This window comes from Actinorectispora metalli, assembly GCF_056323685.1.
Genome location: NZ_JBREYE010000002.1, coordinates 540,653 through 557,735 on the forward strand (window position 1 = coordinate 540,653; position 17,083 = coordinate 557,735).

Consider the following 17,083-nt stretch of genomic DNA (forward strand, 5'->3'; position numbering starts at 1 on the left):
CTCCCGCGGGTGTGGAAAGGGCACGGAATAACGTGACCGGCTCCTTACCCTGCATCTCTGCGTCCGTGCGTGTCCATTATTGCAGGAGACCTAACAGATGAAGATTCCCTGGAAGCCGAGATCGGCGACCAGAGCCCTGGCGGGCTTAACCGTCACGGCCATGGTCGCCGGACTCATGGGTCTGGTCAGCGTTGGCGCCGCTTCGGCCGCCACCGTCAATGCCAGCCTGACCCTGACCTACACCTGTCCGTTCCCGCTGATCGGCAACCAGAAGCTGATCACCAAGATCGACGCGACCGTTCCGGACGGGGCCGAGGTCGGCCACCCCACGGAGCGGATCGGCATCAAGGCCACGGTGACGGTCTCGGAGACCGCCACCCAGGGCCTCAACCTGGTGGGCGCCAAGACGATCGAGGGCTCGGCCGCGGCGCAGTCCACCGTCGAATCGCCGGAGCTCAACCTCCCGGTGACGCTCCCGCTTCCGCTTCCCCAGACACCGGTCCCGCCGTCGGGCACCTTCGAGGTGGTCGCCAGCGGCAGTGCTCCCTCGCTGACCTTCACCAAGGAGGGCAAGGCGAGGCTGCTGGTGGGCAACTACTCCACCACGCTGACCCCGAAGGACGCCAACGGCCAGCCCACCGGCCTGGGCACCTTCACCTCGGACTGCACGCAGGACCCCGGCCAGAACAATGTGCTGACCGAGTTCGACATCAAGCCGCAGTCCAGCCCGCCGCCGACCACACCCACCCCGCCGCAGCCGAACGACCCGCCCGGTCAGCTCACCCTGAGCTACCTGTGCCCGTTCCCGCTGATCGGCACGCAGCGCCTGATCACCCAGATCAACGCGACGGTTCCGGAATCGGCGCAGGTGGGCCAGCCGACGCCGAAGTTCGACATCAAGGCGACGGTGAAGGTGCCGAGCACGGCCACCGAGGGCCTCGCCCTGGTGGGTGGCAAGTCCATCGAGGGCTCCGCCGAGGCGCAGTCCACGCTGGAGTCGCCGGGTCTGACCCTGCCGGTGAAGGTCCCGATGACCATCCCGTCCACCCCGGTTCCGGCCGAGGGCGCGTTCCAGGTGGTGGCCAGCGGCCAGGCGCCATCGCTGACCTTCACCAACCCGGGTCAGGCGAAGATCCTGGTCAATGACTACTCGACCACGATGACCCCGAAGGACGCCAACGGCCAGCCGACCGGCCTCGGCACGTTCACCTCGGCCTGCAAGTTGGAGGCCGGTCAGAACAACGTGCTCGCGGAGTTCGAGATCAAGGGCGACGGCACGACCACGCCGCCGACCAGCACCACCACTCCGGAGCCGACGACCACGACCCCGGAGCCCACCACCACGACCCCGGAGCCGACGACCACCACTCCGGAGCCGACCACCACGACTCCCGAGCCGACCACGACGACCCCGGAGCCCACGACGACGACTCCGGAGCCGACCACCACGACTCCCGAGCCGACGACAACGACCCCGGAGCCCACGACGACGACTCCGGAACCGACCACAACGCCGCCGACGACGGACCCGACGACGACTCCGCCGACGACGACAACCACCCCGCCGACGTCGACTCCCCCGAACCCGAACCCGGGCGAGTTGACGCTGACCTACACCTGCCCGTTCCCGCTGATCGGCAACCAGAAGCTCGTCACGAAGATCAACGCGACGCTGCCTTCGCACGCCGTTGTCGGTGAGCCGACGCCGAAGTTCGACATCAAGGCGACCGTGACCGTGCCCGAGACCGCGACCCAGGGTCTCGCGCTGGTCGGCGCCAAGACCGTCGAGGGTTCGGCCGAGGCGAAGTCCTCGCTCCAGGCTCCGAACACGAACTTGGACGTGAAGGTGCCGATGACGATCCCCTCGACCCCGGTTCCCGCTTCGGGCACCTTCGAGGTGATCGCCTCCGGCCAGGCCCCGTCGTTGACCTTCACCGAGGCGGGCCAGGCCAAGATCCTGGTGGGCGACTACTCGACCACGCTGACCCCGAAGACCGCCGACGGCCAGCCGACCGGCCTTGGCACCTTCACCTCGGCGTGCACGCAGGACCCCGGCCAGAACAACCTGCTGGCCGAGTTCGAGATCAAGCCGGGCAACGGAACCACGGTCCCGCCGACGAGCACCACGGCGCCGACGACGACCACGGAGCCGACCACGACGGTGCCGCCGACCACCACCACGGTGGAGCCGACGACCACCACGGCCGAGCCGACCACCACGACGGTCGAGCCCACCACCACGACCCCGGAGCCCACGACAACGACTCCGGAGCCGACCACCACGACGGTGCCGACGACGCTGCCGCCGACCACCACCACGACCACGGTGCCCCCGACCACCACGACGACGACCCCGCCGAACCAGGGCGTCAACATCAACTACGGGGTCGCGGGCTCCACCCACATCAAGAAGCTGAACGCCGACATGAAGATCGGCCCTGGCAGCCTCAACACGAATGTGGACCTGGTCACCGGCAAGGTGGCCGGTGACCTGTCCTTGCCGCCGACCTCGGTGAACTTCAAGGCGTTCGGGTTCCTCCCGGGCGCCGCGAAGGTCAAGCTGGTCTCCACGGACAAGGTGGCAGGCACCTTCTCCGGCGGTGTTGTGAACGCCACCGCGAAGGTCCAGATCGTGTTGACTCAGGTCACGGTGTTCGGCCTGCCGGTGGTGTGCGGCAGCAGCTGCGCGACCAAGGTCCCGGCCACGATTCCGCTGAAGTCCGGCCCCGGCTTCGACCCCTTCAAGGGCGGAGTGCTGACCGGTACCTACGAGATCCCGCCGTTCAGCGGCTGCGGTCTCTTCGGCAGCGTCATCAACGGAATGACCGCCGGACCCGGTAACACCATCAAGGTCACGGTGACCAAGAAGTAACTCCCGCGGAAAAGAGTCGCGCGGTCACATCTTCGGATGTGGCCGCGCGCTCCTTTTCCGGCCCGCTTTTCGACATATTTCGCAACGATCGGGAAAGTCGAACGCCCATTCTTGGTTCGTGCTGATCGACTCGAATCCCGGTGGCGGATGCGACCCTCACGGGGTACCGCGGCCTTCCGGTGGGAATTCGACCAGTCGGTCGACGCGGGCTTCGCCGCCGGGTCCGTCTTAGGCCTGGCGGGCACGCAGGCCATGGGTACGCTCGCGGCAGACTTGCCCGCGTGGCCGTGGGTCGCCGCCATCCTAATGTCGGCGATCGGTTTTCGCTCGCAACCCGAATCGGCAGGCGCGGGGGCGTCGAATTTGTCATCCGCCTGACAATACGAATCCTGATGCTGAAATCCGTTTCGGCGATCATCGCGGGATGACAGTTTCGGTGCAGCTGCGCAGGGCTTGGCCCGAGTCGCAGTGGCGACCGAATGTGTTCCTGGACACGGGCAGTCCCCGGCGCTACTTTCCCGAGACAGCACCAATTCCTCCCTGTGAACGGAGCTGTCTCCCATGCCCAGGTTTGCCTTGCCGCGAAGAATTGCCGCGGCCGCACTGACGTTCGCCACGGCCGCCGCGATGACGGGCGGCGTCATCCCCGCCGCGGCGGAAACCGAACCGGCACTTCCCCAGTTGACCAGCGCCATTCCGTCGAAGATCCTCAAGCAGGAGCGGCTGGCGAGCGGTGAGACGAAGACCGTCGTGCGCATCGGTCCGATCCTCACCACGCCGCACCTCGGTGGCGGCCACGATCACGGCGGCCACGAGCACGGTGCGGTGCAGCCGTTCCACGGACCGCACGAGCCCATGCACGGCACGCACACCACGCTGTTCCTGCCGACCGTCAACCCGTGTGTGAACTGTCTGGTCACCTCGGTCAAGCCCAACCTGACCTACCTCGACGGCAAGCCCGCCAACTACGACACCGGCGTGATGCTGCACCACGCGGTGGTCTTCGACCCGTTCAAGAAGGACATCACCTGCCCGGACAAGGGTGTCGGCAAGCTCGGCCGCCGTCTCTTCGCCTCCGGCAACGAGCGCAGCGGCGGCGTGCTGCCCGCCGGGTACGGCATGCACCTCGGTGGGTTGCCGGTCACCAGCACGATGGTGGAGCTGATGAGCATGACCCCGGCGCCCCAGCTGGTGTTCTTCGACATGACCATGACGCACGTCCCCGCGGGCGCGGCCAAGGAGGTCACCCCGGTCTGGCTGGACGCGGCCAACTGCGGCAACTCCGAGCACCCCATCCCCAAGGGGGAGTCCCACACCAAGTGGGAGTGGCCGTCCACGATCAGCGGCACCGTGAAGGCCGCGGGCGGGCACGTCCACGACGGCGGCTCCGAGATCACTCTGTCCAATCTGGACACCGGCGCCGTGTTGTGCAATTCCAAGGCAGGCTACGACAAGATCCCGGCCTACAAGGGCCACATCGAGTCGATGAGCACCTGTATCGGCGATGACCTCGGCAAGGTGGCCGTGGGCCAGAAGCTGGGCCTGCACAGCGTGTACCACTCGCACTACGCCGACGACCACGCCATGTCGATCATGATCGCCTGGATTGCCGAGGACAAGTGATGACACGACGCAGGCTCGGCCTGACCGCGGCACTCGCGCTGACCACAGCGCTGGTCACCGCGACACCGGCCGCGGCGAACAACCCCTACGAGCGCGGACCTGCGCCGACGAAGCAGAGCGTGGAGGCGTCCACCGGCCCGTTCGCGATTACGCAGACAAAAGTGCCCGCGGGGACTGGATTCGCAGGCGGAACGGTCTATTATCCAACCGACACGAGCCAGGGAACCTTCGGCGCAGTGGCGATCTCGCCCGGTTTCACCGAGAACCAGTCGGCGATTTCCTGGTACGGCCCACGCATTGCTTCACAGGGCTTCGTCGTCATCACCATCGACACCACGGCTCCGTTCGATCAACCGGACCAACGTGGTGATCAGCTGTTGGCCGCGCTGGACTACCTCACCAAGTCCAGCGCGGTTAAAGATCGCATCGACGGCAGCCGCCTCGGCGTGATGGGCCACAGCATGGGCGGCGGGGGCTCGCTGGCGGCGTCGAAGAAGCGCCCCACCATGCAGGCCGCGATCCCGCTGGCACCCTGGCACCTCAACCAGAACTGGTCGGGCAACTCCACGCCCACCATGGTCGTCGGCGCGGAGGCCGACGCTATCGCGCCGGTCGGCTCGCACGCTGAGCCCTTCTACGGCAGCCTCCCCGCCGCCGCGGAGAAGGCGTACCTGGAAGTCAAGGGCGACCACTTCGTCACCAACTCCCCGCACACCACCATCGCGAAGTTCAGCATCTCCTGGCTGAAACGCTTCATCGACAACGACACCCGATACGAGCAGTTCCTCTGCCCGCCCCCGGCGCCTGACAGCACCATCTCCGAATACCGCAACACCTGCCCCCACGAGGGCTGACCGTCGGTTTCCCTGGAGTTCGTGACGTGCGGACTCCAGGGTTCAGCCGCGTGGCGCGTACATGATCACGGCGACGCCCGCCAGGCAGACCATGGCACCGATCACGTCGTAGCGGTCCGGGCGGTAGCCGTCGAGTGCCATGCCCCAGCCCAGCGAACCCGCGACGAAGACCCCACCGTAGGCGGCCAGGATGCGGCCGAAGTGCGCGTCGGGTTGCAGGGTCGCCACGAACCCGTAGAGGCCGAGTGCGATCACCCCGGCGCCGATGAAGATCCAGCCGCGGTGTTCGCGGACTCCCTGCCAAACCAGCCACGCGCCGCCGATCTCGGCGAGCGCGGCCAGTATGAACAACGCGATCGACTTCAGGACGAGCACGAGCAACCGCCGAACATCTCGGTGAGCAGCGGGGCGGCCTCGGCGGGGGCGCGCACGTCGAGTAGCACGCTCGCGGCGGAGAGGTGCAGCGTGAAGGTGAAGAAGGCACAGCACTCCTGCTCGGCCGTCGCCAGAGCGGCCACCTCGCCCGCCAGGTGTGAAGGCAGGTGGATGCGCAGACCGCCATCGATGGGCTCGCGGCGCTGCGCGTGACCCAAGAGACGGTGCCAGTGCCGGACGCGTTCGGGCTGGTCGTCGCCGTTGAGGGTGCAGGAGATCGGTACCGGCTCGTCCTCGTCGGGTCGGCGCGGGCTCAACTCTGCGGGCACGGGCCGCGGGTCGGGCTCGTGGTGCAGGAACCCGCATTCCTCGTCGCAGCGGCCGGGCCGGGGCGGCCCGTCGAGTTCGGACAACGCCTCGTGCAGTCGGTCGACGAAGGCGTCCAGTTCGGCGGCGCGTTGTTCAACCTGGGCGATGCGCTCCACAAGCAGCGGGCGAAGGTGCCTGCGCACATCGGTGCACAGGCCGTCCTCCCAGACTCCCAGCAGGTCGCGGATCTCCTCCAGCGGCAGGCCGAGCCGCTTGCCGGAGGCGATGAACCCCAACCGTTCGACGGCAGCCTCGTCATAGAGCCGGTAGCCGGACTCCGAGCGCTGCGCGGGCAACAGCCCGGCCTGTTCGTAGAACCGCAGCGTGGTCGGTCGCATCCCGACTCGTTCGGCGAGTTGCGATATCCGATAGGTCGTCACGCCTCGACGGTAAACCTTCCACTCGACTCGAAGGTCAAGGCGCGTCACCACTGCGGAGGACCCGCCAGGCGCGGTAGTGCGGACTGCGGTCGCTGTCCCGGCGGTAGACCTCCTCCGCCTTCGCGACCAGGGTTTCCGCCTGGGCACCGAAGGCGCCGTCGGTGTGCCAGGCGATGAGGTAGCGCATCCGAACCGGGTCGCCGACCAGCGGTCGCACCACGATGCCCGGCACCGGGGTGAACGTGGCCTGGCAGGGGGAGAGGGCCCGGCCCGCGGCGACGATCTCCTGCAACGGACGCAGATCGGCGATCCGGTGCGCCACCCTCGGCAGGAAGCCCGCGCGCAGGCAGGCCGCCTCGAAGCACTCCGGCCAGCCCGCGCCGTCGGAGTCGCTGAGCACCCACGGCTCGTGGGCCAGCGAGGCAAGCTCCACCTCGGCCGAGGCCGCGGCCGGGTGGTCGGCGGGCAGCGCGAGGAAGACCGGCTCGGTCGCCAACGGGTGCATGCGGATTCCCGGTGGCGGCTCCGACTCATGCCCGGGGTAGTCCACCAGCACCGCGGCGTCCAGTCGACCGCCCGCCAGCAGGTCGAGCAGGTGCCGGGGCGAGTTGTCGATCGTGATGGACAGCGCGGAGTCCGGCAGCAGCGCGGTCAGCTTGTCCGCCAACTCCACCACCACGGAGCCTGCGATCCCGCCGAGGCCCACCGGGCGCGCCGAGCCGTCGGCCAGCCAACCCGCGATCCGGTAGGTCAGATCGTCCGCCGCGGCCAACACGGTTCGGGCGTGCCGCAGCACGAGATCACCGAACGCGGTCGGCGCGATGCCCTCGCGGCTGCGGGCGAACAGGACGCCGCCGAGCCGCCGCTCGATGCGCTGCAGGGTCGCGGTCAGCGCGGGCTGCGTGGTGCCCATGGCCACCGCGGCCCGGCTGATGCTGCCCGCGTCGGCCAGGTCGCAGATCGTCCTCAGGTGCCGTAACTCCACTTCCATCACCGGGAGCTTATGGATAACCGTGGGGTTCCCCAAGCCCTCCGAAATTCGTCATCGTCTTCTGCATTCCCACCCCTGCGGGAGTAAACAATGCGAATTTCCTCTGTGCTGCCCACGATGATCGCGACCGCGATCGTCTCGACCCTGCTGTACGTCACCCCCACCGCGAGTGCGGATTACGAATCGAACACCACTCAGATGGAGGTCTTCTCCGAAAGCGGTGAGATCACCCGTGCCCAGGTCAGCAGGCCTGCCTCCGACCGCACGCCCGCCTCGCGGGCGGCCGCGGCCACCGCCGAGGTGGTGCCGATCGAGGTGAACGGGCCCAGCGAGAACCATTTTGATTTGGTTTACGTCGGAGACGGATACACCCAGTCGGAGCTGACCCGTTACGGCGAACAGGTGCGTGCCAGCGTGGCCGCTCTGTTCGCGGTGGAACCTTTCAAGTCCTATCGCACACAGTTCAATATTTGGCAGGTCAACGTTATTTCCGCCCAGTCCGGTGTGGACAATGACCCCAGCCAGGGCGTCCGCCGCAACACCGCGCTGGACATGTACTTCTGGTGCGGGAACATCGAACGCCTGCTCTGCGTCAACGAAACCAAGGCCCGGCAGTACGCCTCGGCCGCGCGTGACGTGGACCAGGTGCTGGCGTTGGGCAACTCCACCAAGTACGGCGGGGCGGGCGGCGGCGTCGCCACATCCTCCGGCGGCAACGCCAAGTCCTACCAGGTGGCCATCCACGAACTCGGCCACTCCATCGGCGGCCTTGCCGACGAGTACGACTACGGCACCTGCGACCGCCGCGAGCACCGCGAGATCAACTCGAGCACCTACAACGCCCAGCAACTGGCGGCGCGCAAGGCCAAGTGGTACCGCTACCTCGGCCAGTCCACTCCCGACGGCGGCGTCATCGGCGCCATCGAGGGCTCCCGCTACTGCAAGACCGGCATGTACCGACCCAGCCAGGACTCCCTCATGCGCACCCTCGGCAAACCGTTCAACCTGCCGAGCCGGGACGCCATGATCGAGGCGATTCTGGAAGAAAAGTAATCACGGACAGGTCAGGACGGTCTGCGCGCGAACGGGATGTCGTCGAGGTCCGCGCGCAGGCCGTCCAGGCTGTAATAGGTCGAGGTCGCGCCCGCCGACAGCAACTCGCTCTCGGCGACGCCGCCGGTCAGCATGCCCACGACGGGCAGCCCGATCCGGCGGGCGGCCTCGCAGTCCCACACCGTGTCCCCGATGACGACGGCGTGCTCGCCGTTCGATTTGGACAGTGCGACCTCGATCAGCTCCGGCGAGGGCTTGGTGCGGTCCACATCGGCCTCCGTGGTCCACGCGTCCGCCAGTTCCCGACCGTCGAAGAGGTCCAGGTAGTGCTCGACGTGCTCCGGCTTGCCGGAACTGGCCAGCACCAGGTTCCAGCCGCGCTGCTTGATATCGGCCAGCAGCCTGCGGGCGCCCTCGAACGGCACGACCTCCTCCAGCAGCGGCTTGAACTCCTCCGTCCACGCCTCCCGCACCGCGTCCCCGTGCTGCTGCTCGGCCCTGCTGCCCGCGACCTGCGCCACAAGCTGGTCCCCGCCCATCCCGATGGCCCGGTGAATGCGCCACAGCGGCACCGTCATTCCGTTGCGGGCAAAGGCTCGGGACCAGGCCAGCGCATGGTGGTAGTTGGTGTCCACCAGGGTGCCGTCGACGTCCAGGACCACGGTCAGCTTCATGAGCGACACTTGCCCGGTTTGGCCGGTTCCCAAACCTGAACCGGTTAAACCTCACGACGGTGTTTGATCCGCCAGCATCTGCACAACGCTGTGCAATGAACCGCCCGCGGTGAACGCTTCGACCTGCCTGCGGGCGCCCGAACCGCGTGCGCGCAGCTCAGCGAGCAGATCGGTGACCATGGTGAGCTCGCCGCTGTCGGCGAGCACCGGGTGCACCACGCCAAGCAGCCGGTCGACGAGGGTGTCGAAAGGCGCCAACCTGCCGCTGAACACGTCGATGCCGCTGCCCTCCATGCCGTCGTGCGCGGCCCGCCACAACGCCACCCGCAGCAACTCGCGGTCCACCGGCGGCGCGGGCCGCCCGACGCGGATCTCCCGCAGCGCGGTCCGGGCCAGCGCGCTGGCCAGCGCGGAGAACAACACCGTCTCGCCCGCGGTGGCGGGAGTGTCGCAGACCCGCATTTCGACGGTCGGCCAGCGGGCGGAGGGCCGCAGATCCCAGTAGATCATCTTCTGGTCCAGCGCCGCGCCGGAGTTGATCAGATTTGCCACCGTGTTCCGGTGCGCGGTGACCGAGCCGAACAGCGGCGGGGGCCCGGAGGTGGGCCACCGCGACCAGGTCAGATACCGCCAACTGGCGTGGCAGGTGTCCCGGCCGCCCGCGAACCGCGAGTTGGCGCTCATGGCGAGGAACACCGGCAGCCACGGACGCAGGAAGTTGCACAGCTGGATGGCCTGTTCCTCATCGTCCACGCCGAGGTGGATGTGGCAGCCGCAGATCGTCTGATGATCGAAAAGGGCGCCGTAGTAGTCCACCAGTCGGACGTAACGCGGCGTGCTCACCATCGGCGGCGGTACCGCGTACGGCAGCACCGGGGCACCCGCGGCCACGAGCCTGCACCCGTGCGCTTCCGCGGCCGCCGCCAACCGCCTGCGACCTGCGGTGATGACCTCGTAAAGCTGGGTAAGGCTGGTGCAGACCGGGCTGTTGGTCTCGACCTGGAACTGGGTGATCTCATATTGGAGGTCGAGCTCGCCCAATGCGGGGTCCTCGATGATGTCCTCGGCAAGCGGCACCAGCTCACCATTGCCGTTGACCAGGAGAAACTCTTCTTCGACACCGACCGTCAGCGGATCATCGGGTAGTGCGACTGTCGTTCTGCTTGGAGCGGCCGGCCGTTCGGGAACCTCAATCGACGCCACGACGCCTCCCACATGATGACCGGCTACGTACCGTAGCTATCTGAGGTCATCCACCCCATGCTACGGGCGAGTGCGCGGCTCACGGGGAGACGTTATCCGGGTGATTTAACGGCTCAGCCGGTGCGCTGCATCGGTCGGGGGCCCGGGATGTTGCGGGGGTTGCCGCCGCGCAGCACGTCGACCCGGTCGGTTCCCGGCCGTCCGAACACCCAGCTGTTGCCGTGCAGCGCCTTCGCGTGCCGCTTGAGCGGGGCGAGCAGGCGGGACACCTCGGAGTAGTCGGCCACCGATCCCGGCATGCACTGCAGCGTCGCCAGCGACAGCGTGATCTTCATATCCGCCACCATGTGGTCGACGTCCACCAGCGCCGCGGCCAGCGGTAGCAGGTCGTCCAGGTCGGTCACGAACAGGAAGTCGTCACCGCCGACGTGACCCAGGTAGACCGAGCGCAGCGCGGCGGAGGCGTCGCCGAGCCGCTGTCCGATATCGCGGATCAGATCGTCACCGGCGGCGAAGCCCGCGCTGTCGTTGACCAGCTTGAACCCATCGATGTCCAGCCAGCTCACCGCGAACAGCTCGCCCGCGGTGATCCGGTGCGCGACGTCCTCGCCGACGGTGTCACTGCCGGGCAGTCGGGTCAGCGGGTTGAGCGCGGCGGCCTGCTCGACCTTCATTTCCGCGATGCTGCGGAACAGGTCGCTGATCCGCACCGCGCCCAAACAGCGGCCCGCTCCGTCGACCACGATCACGTCGTCATACATCCGGGTCGGGTCGGCGCCTGCGATCAGCTCGAACGCCTCGATGGCGGTGACATCGGTGCTGACGATGCGCGGCTTGTCGGCCAGCCGGGCAGCGGCGCGCTTGGCGTGCAGCGCGTGGCCGTAGGGCCCGGTGACCGCGAGCAGGAAGCGGTTGCGGTCGATGGTCCACTCCGGGCGGCCGTCCTCGTCGAGCAGCACGATGCCGGAGACCTGCTCGTTGGCCAGAATGTTGCGGACCTCCTCCGCGGTGGTGTCCACCGGGAGCGTCACGGCCGGGTGCAGGTAGTCGATCACGCGCGGACCGGCGTTCTGCGCGGGCACCACCGGCAGGTCGGGGTCGGTGATCTCGTTGAGCACGTTGCCCAGCGTGCGCCGGGTCGGCGGGCGGCGGGCGGCGGGCGCGATCAGGTCGCCCTGCATGAGGTGCACCCCGCGGCGGCGCAGCGCGATCAGGTGCCGGTCGGAGTCCACGTGCTCGGCGGCAAGCTGGGTGTCGGTGCGCTCGCAGAGCAGCGCGATCGACTCCAGCAGCGCCTCCTGCTGCGGCCCTCGGGTGAGGCCGTGCACGACGCTGCGGTCCAGCTTGACCATCTGCGGCGCGATTTCGGTGATGAGGGTGAGCGGGACGTCGCCGGAGCCGAGGCCGTCGAGGCAGATGCCGTAGCCCGCCTCCCGCAGCCACTGCAAGCCCATCATCAGCGCGTTCGGCTCGATGCGGGAGAACGGCGGGCCGATCTCCAGCATGACCTCGCCGGGGCGGCGACCGGTCTCGCGGAGCGTCTCGTGGAAGCGCTCGACGCCGTCGGGGTCTCTGGCGACGGTGCCTGCCAGCAGGTTGATGTGCAGCGGCAGCAGCGTCTCGTGTTCGGCTGCCGAGCGCACGGCGAATTCGGCCAGGGAGGTGTCCAGTTCGGTGAGCTGTCCGGCGCGTGCAGCGGCGCGGAACACCTCGTGAAGGCTGCCTCGGGTGGGCCGGGCAACTGCCTCCACCGCAATAATGCCGCCGGTGTTGATATTCACGAGCGGCTGAAAGGCAAATCGAACATCATCCAGCGCGGGCACGGCTCGATCGTGCACGGCAGTGTCCCTCACTTCGAGTGGTTTCACGAGTTGTTCATCGAACCTGGTGGGCTAACCCCCCGATTGGCCTAGTGCCTCACTCTATGTATTAAGGCACTGGTTCGGAATACGAGACCGTGCCCTTTATCCAATAGTAAGCACCCCTTGCTTGACACCCGAAAAGAGCCTTGCTTGCACAGCGCCAAATGCGAGCTGTAACCGAAGCCGAGGTGGCGCCTGCCTGAACAGACGGTACATGGTTGCCAACGTGGGGGCTGCGTGCGCGCGATCCGAGAGGTAGGAACGCTGCTGTTCGACGGGCAGGGTGAAAAAGGTCTCAAAGAAGACGCGTACCTGTTTCGGCGGTAAAGCCAATAACGCACTCAGCCCACGGCGGCGGGTGAAATGGGTCAATCGGGCACCAATGGGCCACAGCTCGCCCCATCCCGCCGTGGCGGCCGTCACTGAACTCTCCAAGAGTGACCGCGCAATGGCCTGCGCCACACGTTCCGCCAATCCCAATGACGTCGCCACGCTGTACCCGGTCGCCGGGTGGATCAGCCCGGCCGCCGCACCGAACCCCAGCACCCGACCCCGGGGCGGTATGGGGTCGTCCAAGGTGAACCACACCCGCTCGACCGGCCGGTCTCCGACGCTGATGCCGACGCCGCGCAGCCGCTCCCGCAGCCGTGCCGCCAGCACCGGCATCGGCAACCCCGGCCGCCTCGCCAGGCACGTCTCCTCCAACAGCACCCGGTCGGCATCCAGCGGCACCGCGTACAGGAAGGTCGGCAGGCCCGAGCCCCACGGCTGTCGCCAGTCCATGATCACCGGCTCGCCATCGGGCAGCAGCGGCTCCGCGACGGGACGCGGCACGATCACGCCGTAGGCACTCTGCACCGCGGGCGCCCCCGCGGGCCGGGCGGGAAGCAGCGTCCTGGCCGCGCCGGTGGCGTCCACGACCAGTCGCGCCCGCAGCGGGCGAAACCCCTCACCCGCCAGCACCGAGCAGCGGTCCTCGTGGCTGACCAGCCGCGCCCGCCCGGTGACGACCTCCAGGGCGTCCCGGTGCTGGTGACGCATCAGCCCGGCGTTGTCCAGGACGGCGTAACCCCGCTCGATGCGGTGTTCGGTGAGTGCGAAGCAGCGGCTGCGCGCGCTGCGGAAGCCCACCGCGTCATCGGGAAGATCGGGTAGTTCGTCGGCCCACGCCGCATAGGTGTGCCGCCACACCCGCTCCGGTGCGGGGTCGACCAACCCCGTCCGCAGGCCCGCGTCCACACAGGCGGCCGCGAGCGCGCGGCCCGCGGGGCCCGCGCCGACGACCAGCACATCCAGCACGGTGCCATCATCGCGCAGCTAGGGTTGCGACCATGGCGGAGCTTGATCCGAGGGCGGCGCGGCGGGCCGATGTGCCAGGGGACGATCTGGTGAGCAGCCCGTTCCGGGCGGACCGCGACCGCATCGCGGGCTCCCCGTTCTTCGCCCGCCTCGCGGGCGTCACCCAGGTGATCAGCCCGGCGGGTTCCGGCCTGCTGGTGCACAACCGCCTCACCCACAGCCTCAAGGTCGCCCAAGTGGCCCGCGCCATCGCCGAGCGGTTGAACGCGAGCGCCGACACGGCGGCACTGCTGGACAAGGTGGGCGGCTGCGACCCCGACGTAGCCGAGGCCGCCGCGCTCGCCCACGACCTCGGCCACCCGCCGTTCGGGCACCTCGGCGAGCAGGTGCTGGACCGCATCGCCCGCAACCGGTTCGGCCTGCCCGACGGCTTCGAGGGCAACGCCCAGTCCTTCCGCATCGTCACCACCACCGACGTGCGCGGCCCCGAGGGCGCTGGACTTGACCTGACCGCCGCGGTGCGCGCGGCGACGCTGAAGTACCCGTGGTGCCGCCGGTTCTACCCGCGGCCGCATCCCAGCACGCTCGCGGTGCTGCCCAGGGGAGCGGGTGAGACACCCGACGCCCGCGGGGCAGGTTCGGCGAAGTTCTCCGCGTATCTGTCCGATTTGGACGACCTGGTGCAGGCGCGGGCCTACTTCGACGGCCGGATCGAGCCGTTCCAGCAGACCGTCGAGGCCGCGGTGATGGACACCGCCGACGACGTCGCCTACGCCATCCACGACCTTGAGGACTTCCACCGCGCCGGGGTGCTGCAACACGCCACGGTCGCCGCGGAACTGGGCACCTGGCAGCGGGAGGCGTTCACCCTCGCCGAGATCCCCACCGCCGACCTGCGGGAACAGCAAAGGCTGCCAGGCCGGTCGTTGGAACTGCTGCGGCGCAGGCTGCACGGCAAGGACTCCTGGCAGGTCGACGACGAGGCCTTCGCCGCCGCGGTGGCGCTGGTGCACCGCGACCTGGTGGACGGCCTGTTGGCGGTGCCCTTCGACGGTTCCGCCGAGGCCGAGCAGGCCCTCAGCGCGTTCACCACCCGCTGGACCAGCAGGCTCATCGGGGGCGTCGGCGCCATCGCCCACCCGCATCCCCGCAGCGCGCACGTCGCGTTGGCGCCGCAGCAGTGGCACGAGGTGGCGGTGCTCAAGTTCGTGCACCACCGCTTCGTGCTGCTCCGCCCCGACCTCGCGCTGCACCAACGCGGCCAGGCCCGGTTGCTCACCGCCTTGGTGGAGGCCTTGGAGCAGTGGCTGTCCGACCGGCACGAAGCCGACCGTCTGCCACGGCGCCTGCACGATCTGGTCGCCCTCGCCGAGGCCGAGTACACCCGCCTGGCCCGCGCCCTGCCCGAAGCCCTGGAAAGCCTGGGCCAACTCCGCGGTGAGGAACTGCACGGCCTGGCCAGGGGACGGGCCGTGATCGACTTCGTGGCTTCCCTCACCGACGCCCAGGCCGCCGCCCTCCTGGACTCCCTCTCGGGCCGCTCCTCCCGCCTCTGGACCGACTCCTTCGTCCTCTAGATCACCAGGGACGCCGCCAACACGAAGACCAGACCTGCCACGGAGATGATCGTCTCCATGATCGACCACGTCTTGATGTTCTGGGTGATGGACAGCCCGAAGTACTCCTTGACCAGCCAGAAGCCCGCGTCGTTGACGTGCGAGAAGAACAGCGAGCCCGCGCCGATTGCCAGCACCAGCAGGGAGGTCTCGCCGGGGCTGAGGGTCGCGGTCAGCGGCACCAGGATGCCCGCGGCGGTCACGGTGGCGACCGTGGCGCTGCCGGTGGCCAGCCGGATGAGGACGGCGACGAACCAGGCCAGCAGCAGGACCGAGACGCCGCTGCCCGCGACCCAGCCCGCGATGAGCTTGCCGATACCGGTGTCGATCAGCGTCTGCTTGAAGCCGCCACCCGCGGCCACGATCAACAGGATGCCCGCGATGGGCGGCAGTGACTGCTCCAGCGACTTGGCGATGGCCTTGGCGTTCATACCCGCGCCGCGGCCGAGAGTGAACATCGCCAGGACGGTGGCGAGCAGCAGCGCGATCACCGGGGTGCCCAGGAAGTCCAGCACGGCACGCAGGTGGGTGCCCTCGTCCACCAGCAGATCGGCCACCGCCTTGCCCATCATCAGCACCACCGGCAGCAGCACCGTTGCGACGGTGACCCCGAACGAGGGCCGCCGCCTGTCCTCGACCGGCTGGGGTTCGAACAACTCCGGCGCGGGCACGTCCACCCACCGGCCCGCGTACCTGGCGAACACCGGTCCGGCCAGCGCCACGGTGGGCAGCGCGATCAGCACGCCAAGGCCGAGGGTGATGCCGAGGTCGGCGCGCAGCGCGTTGATCGCCACCAGCGGCCCGGGGTGCGGCGGCACCAGGCCGTGCATCACCGACAGTCCCGCCAGGGCAGGGATGCCGACGTGGATCAGCGACAGGCCGGAACGCCGGGACACCAGGAAGATCACCGGCATCAACAGCACCAAGCCGATCTCGAAGAACATCGGCAGTCCGATCAACGCGCCCACCGCCGCCATCGCCCAGGGCAGCGAGCGGCGGCTGGACCGCCCGACGATGGTGTCCACGATCTCGTCGGCCCCGCCGGAGTCGGCCAGTAGCTTGCCGAACATCGCCCCCAGCGCGATCAGCGTGCCAACGCCCGCGGCGGTGTCGCCGAAGCCCTTGGTGAAGCTGCCGATCGCGGTGTCCATCGGCAGCCCGGCGATCGCGGCCACGGTCAGCGAGCCGATGGTGAGGCCAAGGAACGGATGCACCTTGAACGTGGTGATGAGCAGGACGATCAGGGCGATGCCGATCAGCGCGGCGGACACCAGCCGCCCGGCGGAAAGCTCGGCGGCTTGGGCGAGCAGAACGGTGCTCATGTCGTCACTCCTCGGCTGAGGTGGATCAAGCAGTCCCTGACCAGTTCGTCGACGGAGCGATCCAGGTCGAGCACCAGGCCGTGCTCATCGGATGCCAGCGGCTCCAGGGTGCTGAATTGGGAAGCGACCAGCGACTCGGGCATGAAGTGCGCGGCGCGCGCGGCCACCCGCCTGGCCACGACGGCGGGGTCGCCGTCGAGGTGGATGAAGGTGGTGCCGGGCGCCATCCGCCGCAGCAGGTCACGGTACTGGCGGCGCAGCGCCGAGCAGCCGACCACCGCGCCGGGTGCCGCGGCGAGCCACTCGCCGATGGCGTGCAGCCACGGCAGGCGATCGGCGTCGTCGAGTGGGACACCGGCCGACATCTTGGCGATGTTGGCCCTCGGGTGGAAGTCATCGGCGTCCGCGAACGGCACCTGCAACCGCCTGGCCAGCGCCGCACCCAGCGTCGTCTTGCCCGACCCCGTCACGCCCATCACGACGAGCAACATGTGGCCTCCCGAAGCGTCCTCGCCAGAGTGCACCCAATAATCTGCTTTTAACAAGTCACAACTCTGGAAAGTCTGCTCTTTATCGTTCAGGGCTGGCTT

Annotated in this window: 14 protein-coding genes; 5 read left to right on the top strand and 9 right to left on the bottom strand. The window is 68.6% G+C overall.

Annotated features, from left to right (window positions below; all coding sequences use genetic code 11):
* Positions 1-97 precede the first annotated feature (97 nt).
* The 3 genes from ACU6XJ_RS22615 (at position 98) to ACU6XJ_RS22625 (ending at position 5,349) form a co-directional block, all read left to right on the top strand.
* On the top strand, positions 98-2,872 hold the full coding sequence (locus tag ACU6XJ_RS22615; protein ID WP_476315241.1) for a DUF6801 domain-containing protein: 2,775 nt from the start codon (positions 98-100) through the stop codon (positions 2,870-2,872).
* A gap of 561 nt (positions 2,873-3,433) precedes the next feature.
* Positions 3,434-4,495 (top strand): hypothetical protein, encoded by a 1,062-nt coding sequence (locus tag ACU6XJ_RS22620; protein WP_476315244.1) that lies wholly within the window; start codon positions 3,434-3,436, stop codon positions 4,493-4,495.
* Positions 4,495-5,349, top strand: coding sequence for a poly(ethylene terephthalate) hydrolase family protein (locus ACU6XJ_RS22625; RefSeq protein WP_476315247.1), 855 nt, complete (start codon positions 4,495-4,497; stop codon positions 5,347-5,349). The genes ACU6XJ_RS22620 and ACU6XJ_RS22625 overlap by 1 nt, the downstream gene beginning before the upstream one ends.
* 42 nt (positions 5,350-5,391) lie before the next feature.
* Here the strand turns inward: ACU6XJ_RS22625 and ACU6XJ_RS22630 are convergent, their stop codons facing one another.
* Genes ACU6XJ_RS22630 through ACU6XJ_RS22640 form a run of 3 tightly spaced genes read right to left on the bottom strand, consistent with a single transcriptional unit; the run spans position 5,392 to position 7,464 of the window.
* Positions 5,392-5,724: a YnfA family protein gene (locus tag ACU6XJ_RS22630; RefSeq protein WP_476318583.1), complete on the bottom strand. Its 333-nt coding sequence runs from the start codon at positions 5,722-5,724 to the stop codon at positions 5,392-5,394.
* Positions 5,712-6,473 carry a MerR family transcriptional regulator gene (locus ACU6XJ_RS22635; protein WP_476315250.1) on the bottom strand — a complete coding sequence of 254 codons (762 nt, stop codon included), beginning with the start codon at positions 6,471-6,473 and terminating at the stop codon, positions 5,712-5,714. The genes ACU6XJ_RS22630 and ACU6XJ_RS22635 overlap by 13 nt, the downstream gene beginning before the upstream one ends.
* Before the next feature lie 34 nt (positions 6,474-6,507).
* On the bottom strand, positions 6,508-7,464 hold the full coding sequence (locus ACU6XJ_RS22640; RefSeq protein WP_476315253.1) for a LysR family transcriptional regulator: 957 nt from the start codon (positions 7,462-7,464) through the stop codon (positions 6,508-6,510).
* Positions 7,465-7,554: 90 nt separating this feature from the next.
* Between ACU6XJ_RS22640 and ACU6XJ_RS22645 the strand changes: the two genes are divergently transcribed.
* The gene (locus ACU6XJ_RS22645; protein WP_476315256.1) at positions 7,555-8,517 is read left to right on the top strand and encodes a M64 family metallopeptidase; all 963 of its coding nucleotides are present in this window, start codon (positions 7,555-7,557) and stop codon (positions 8,515-8,517) included.
* 11 nt (positions 8,518-8,528) lie between these two features.
* On the opposite strand, the gene ACU6XJ_RS22650 is transcribed toward ACU6XJ_RS22645, so the two are convergent.
* The 4 genes from ACU6XJ_RS22650 to ACU6XJ_RS22665 all read right to left on the bottom strand — a co-directional run bounded on the left by ACU6XJ_RS22650 (position 8,529) and on the right by ACU6XJ_RS22665 (position 13,555).
* Entirely contained in the window at positions 8,529-9,191 is a 663-nt protein-coding gene (locus tag ACU6XJ_RS22650; protein WP_476315259.1) for an HAD family hydrolase, read from the bottom strand.
* 51 nt (positions 9,192-9,242) lie between these two features.
* Positions 9,243-10,394 carry a carboxylate-amine ligase gene (locus ACU6XJ_RS22655; protein WP_476315262.1) on the bottom strand — a complete coding sequence of 384 codons (1,152 nt, stop codon included), beginning with the start codon at positions 10,392-10,394 and terminating at the stop codon, positions 9,243-9,245.
* 113 nt (positions 10,395-10,507) lie between these two features.
* Positions 10,508-12,262, bottom strand: a complete 1,755-nt coding sequence (locus ACU6XJ_RS22660; RefSeq protein WP_476315265.1) for an EAL domain-containing protein — start codon at positions 12,260-12,262, stop codon at positions 10,508-10,510.
* A gap of 96 nt (positions 12,263-12,358) precedes the next feature.
* A complete protein-coding gene (locus ACU6XJ_RS22665; protein WP_476315268.1) occupies positions 12,359-13,555 on the bottom strand; it encodes a lycopene cyclase family protein in 1,197 nt (398 codons plus the stop codon).
* A 32-nt stretch (positions 13,556-13,587) separates the two neighbouring features.
* Between ACU6XJ_RS22665 and ACU6XJ_RS22670 the strand changes: the two genes are divergently transcribed.
* A complete protein-coding gene (locus tag ACU6XJ_RS22670; RefSeq protein WP_476315270.1) occupies positions 13,588-15,132 on the top strand; it encodes a deoxyguanosinetriphosphate triphosphohydrolase family protein in 1,545 nt (514 codons plus the stop codon).
* Here the strand turns inward: ACU6XJ_RS22670 and ACU6XJ_RS22675 are convergent.
* Both ACU6XJ_RS22675 and ACU6XJ_RS22680 read right to left on the bottom strand, forming a co-directional pair.
* Positions 15,129-16,493, bottom strand: a complete 1,365-nt coding sequence (locus tag ACU6XJ_RS22675) for a GntT/GntP/DsdX family permease (RefSeq protein ID WP_476315273.1) — start codon at positions 16,491-16,493, stop codon at positions 15,129-15,131. The genes ACU6XJ_RS22670 and ACU6XJ_RS22675 overlap by 4 nt on opposite strands.
* Entirely contained in the window at positions 16,490-16,984 is a 495-nt protein-coding gene (locus ACU6XJ_RS22680; RefSeq protein ID WP_476315276.1) for a gluconokinase, read from the bottom strand. The genes ACU6XJ_RS22675 and ACU6XJ_RS22680 overlap by 4 nt, the downstream gene beginning before the upstream one ends.
* Positions 16,985-17,083: the final 99 nt, after the last annotated feature.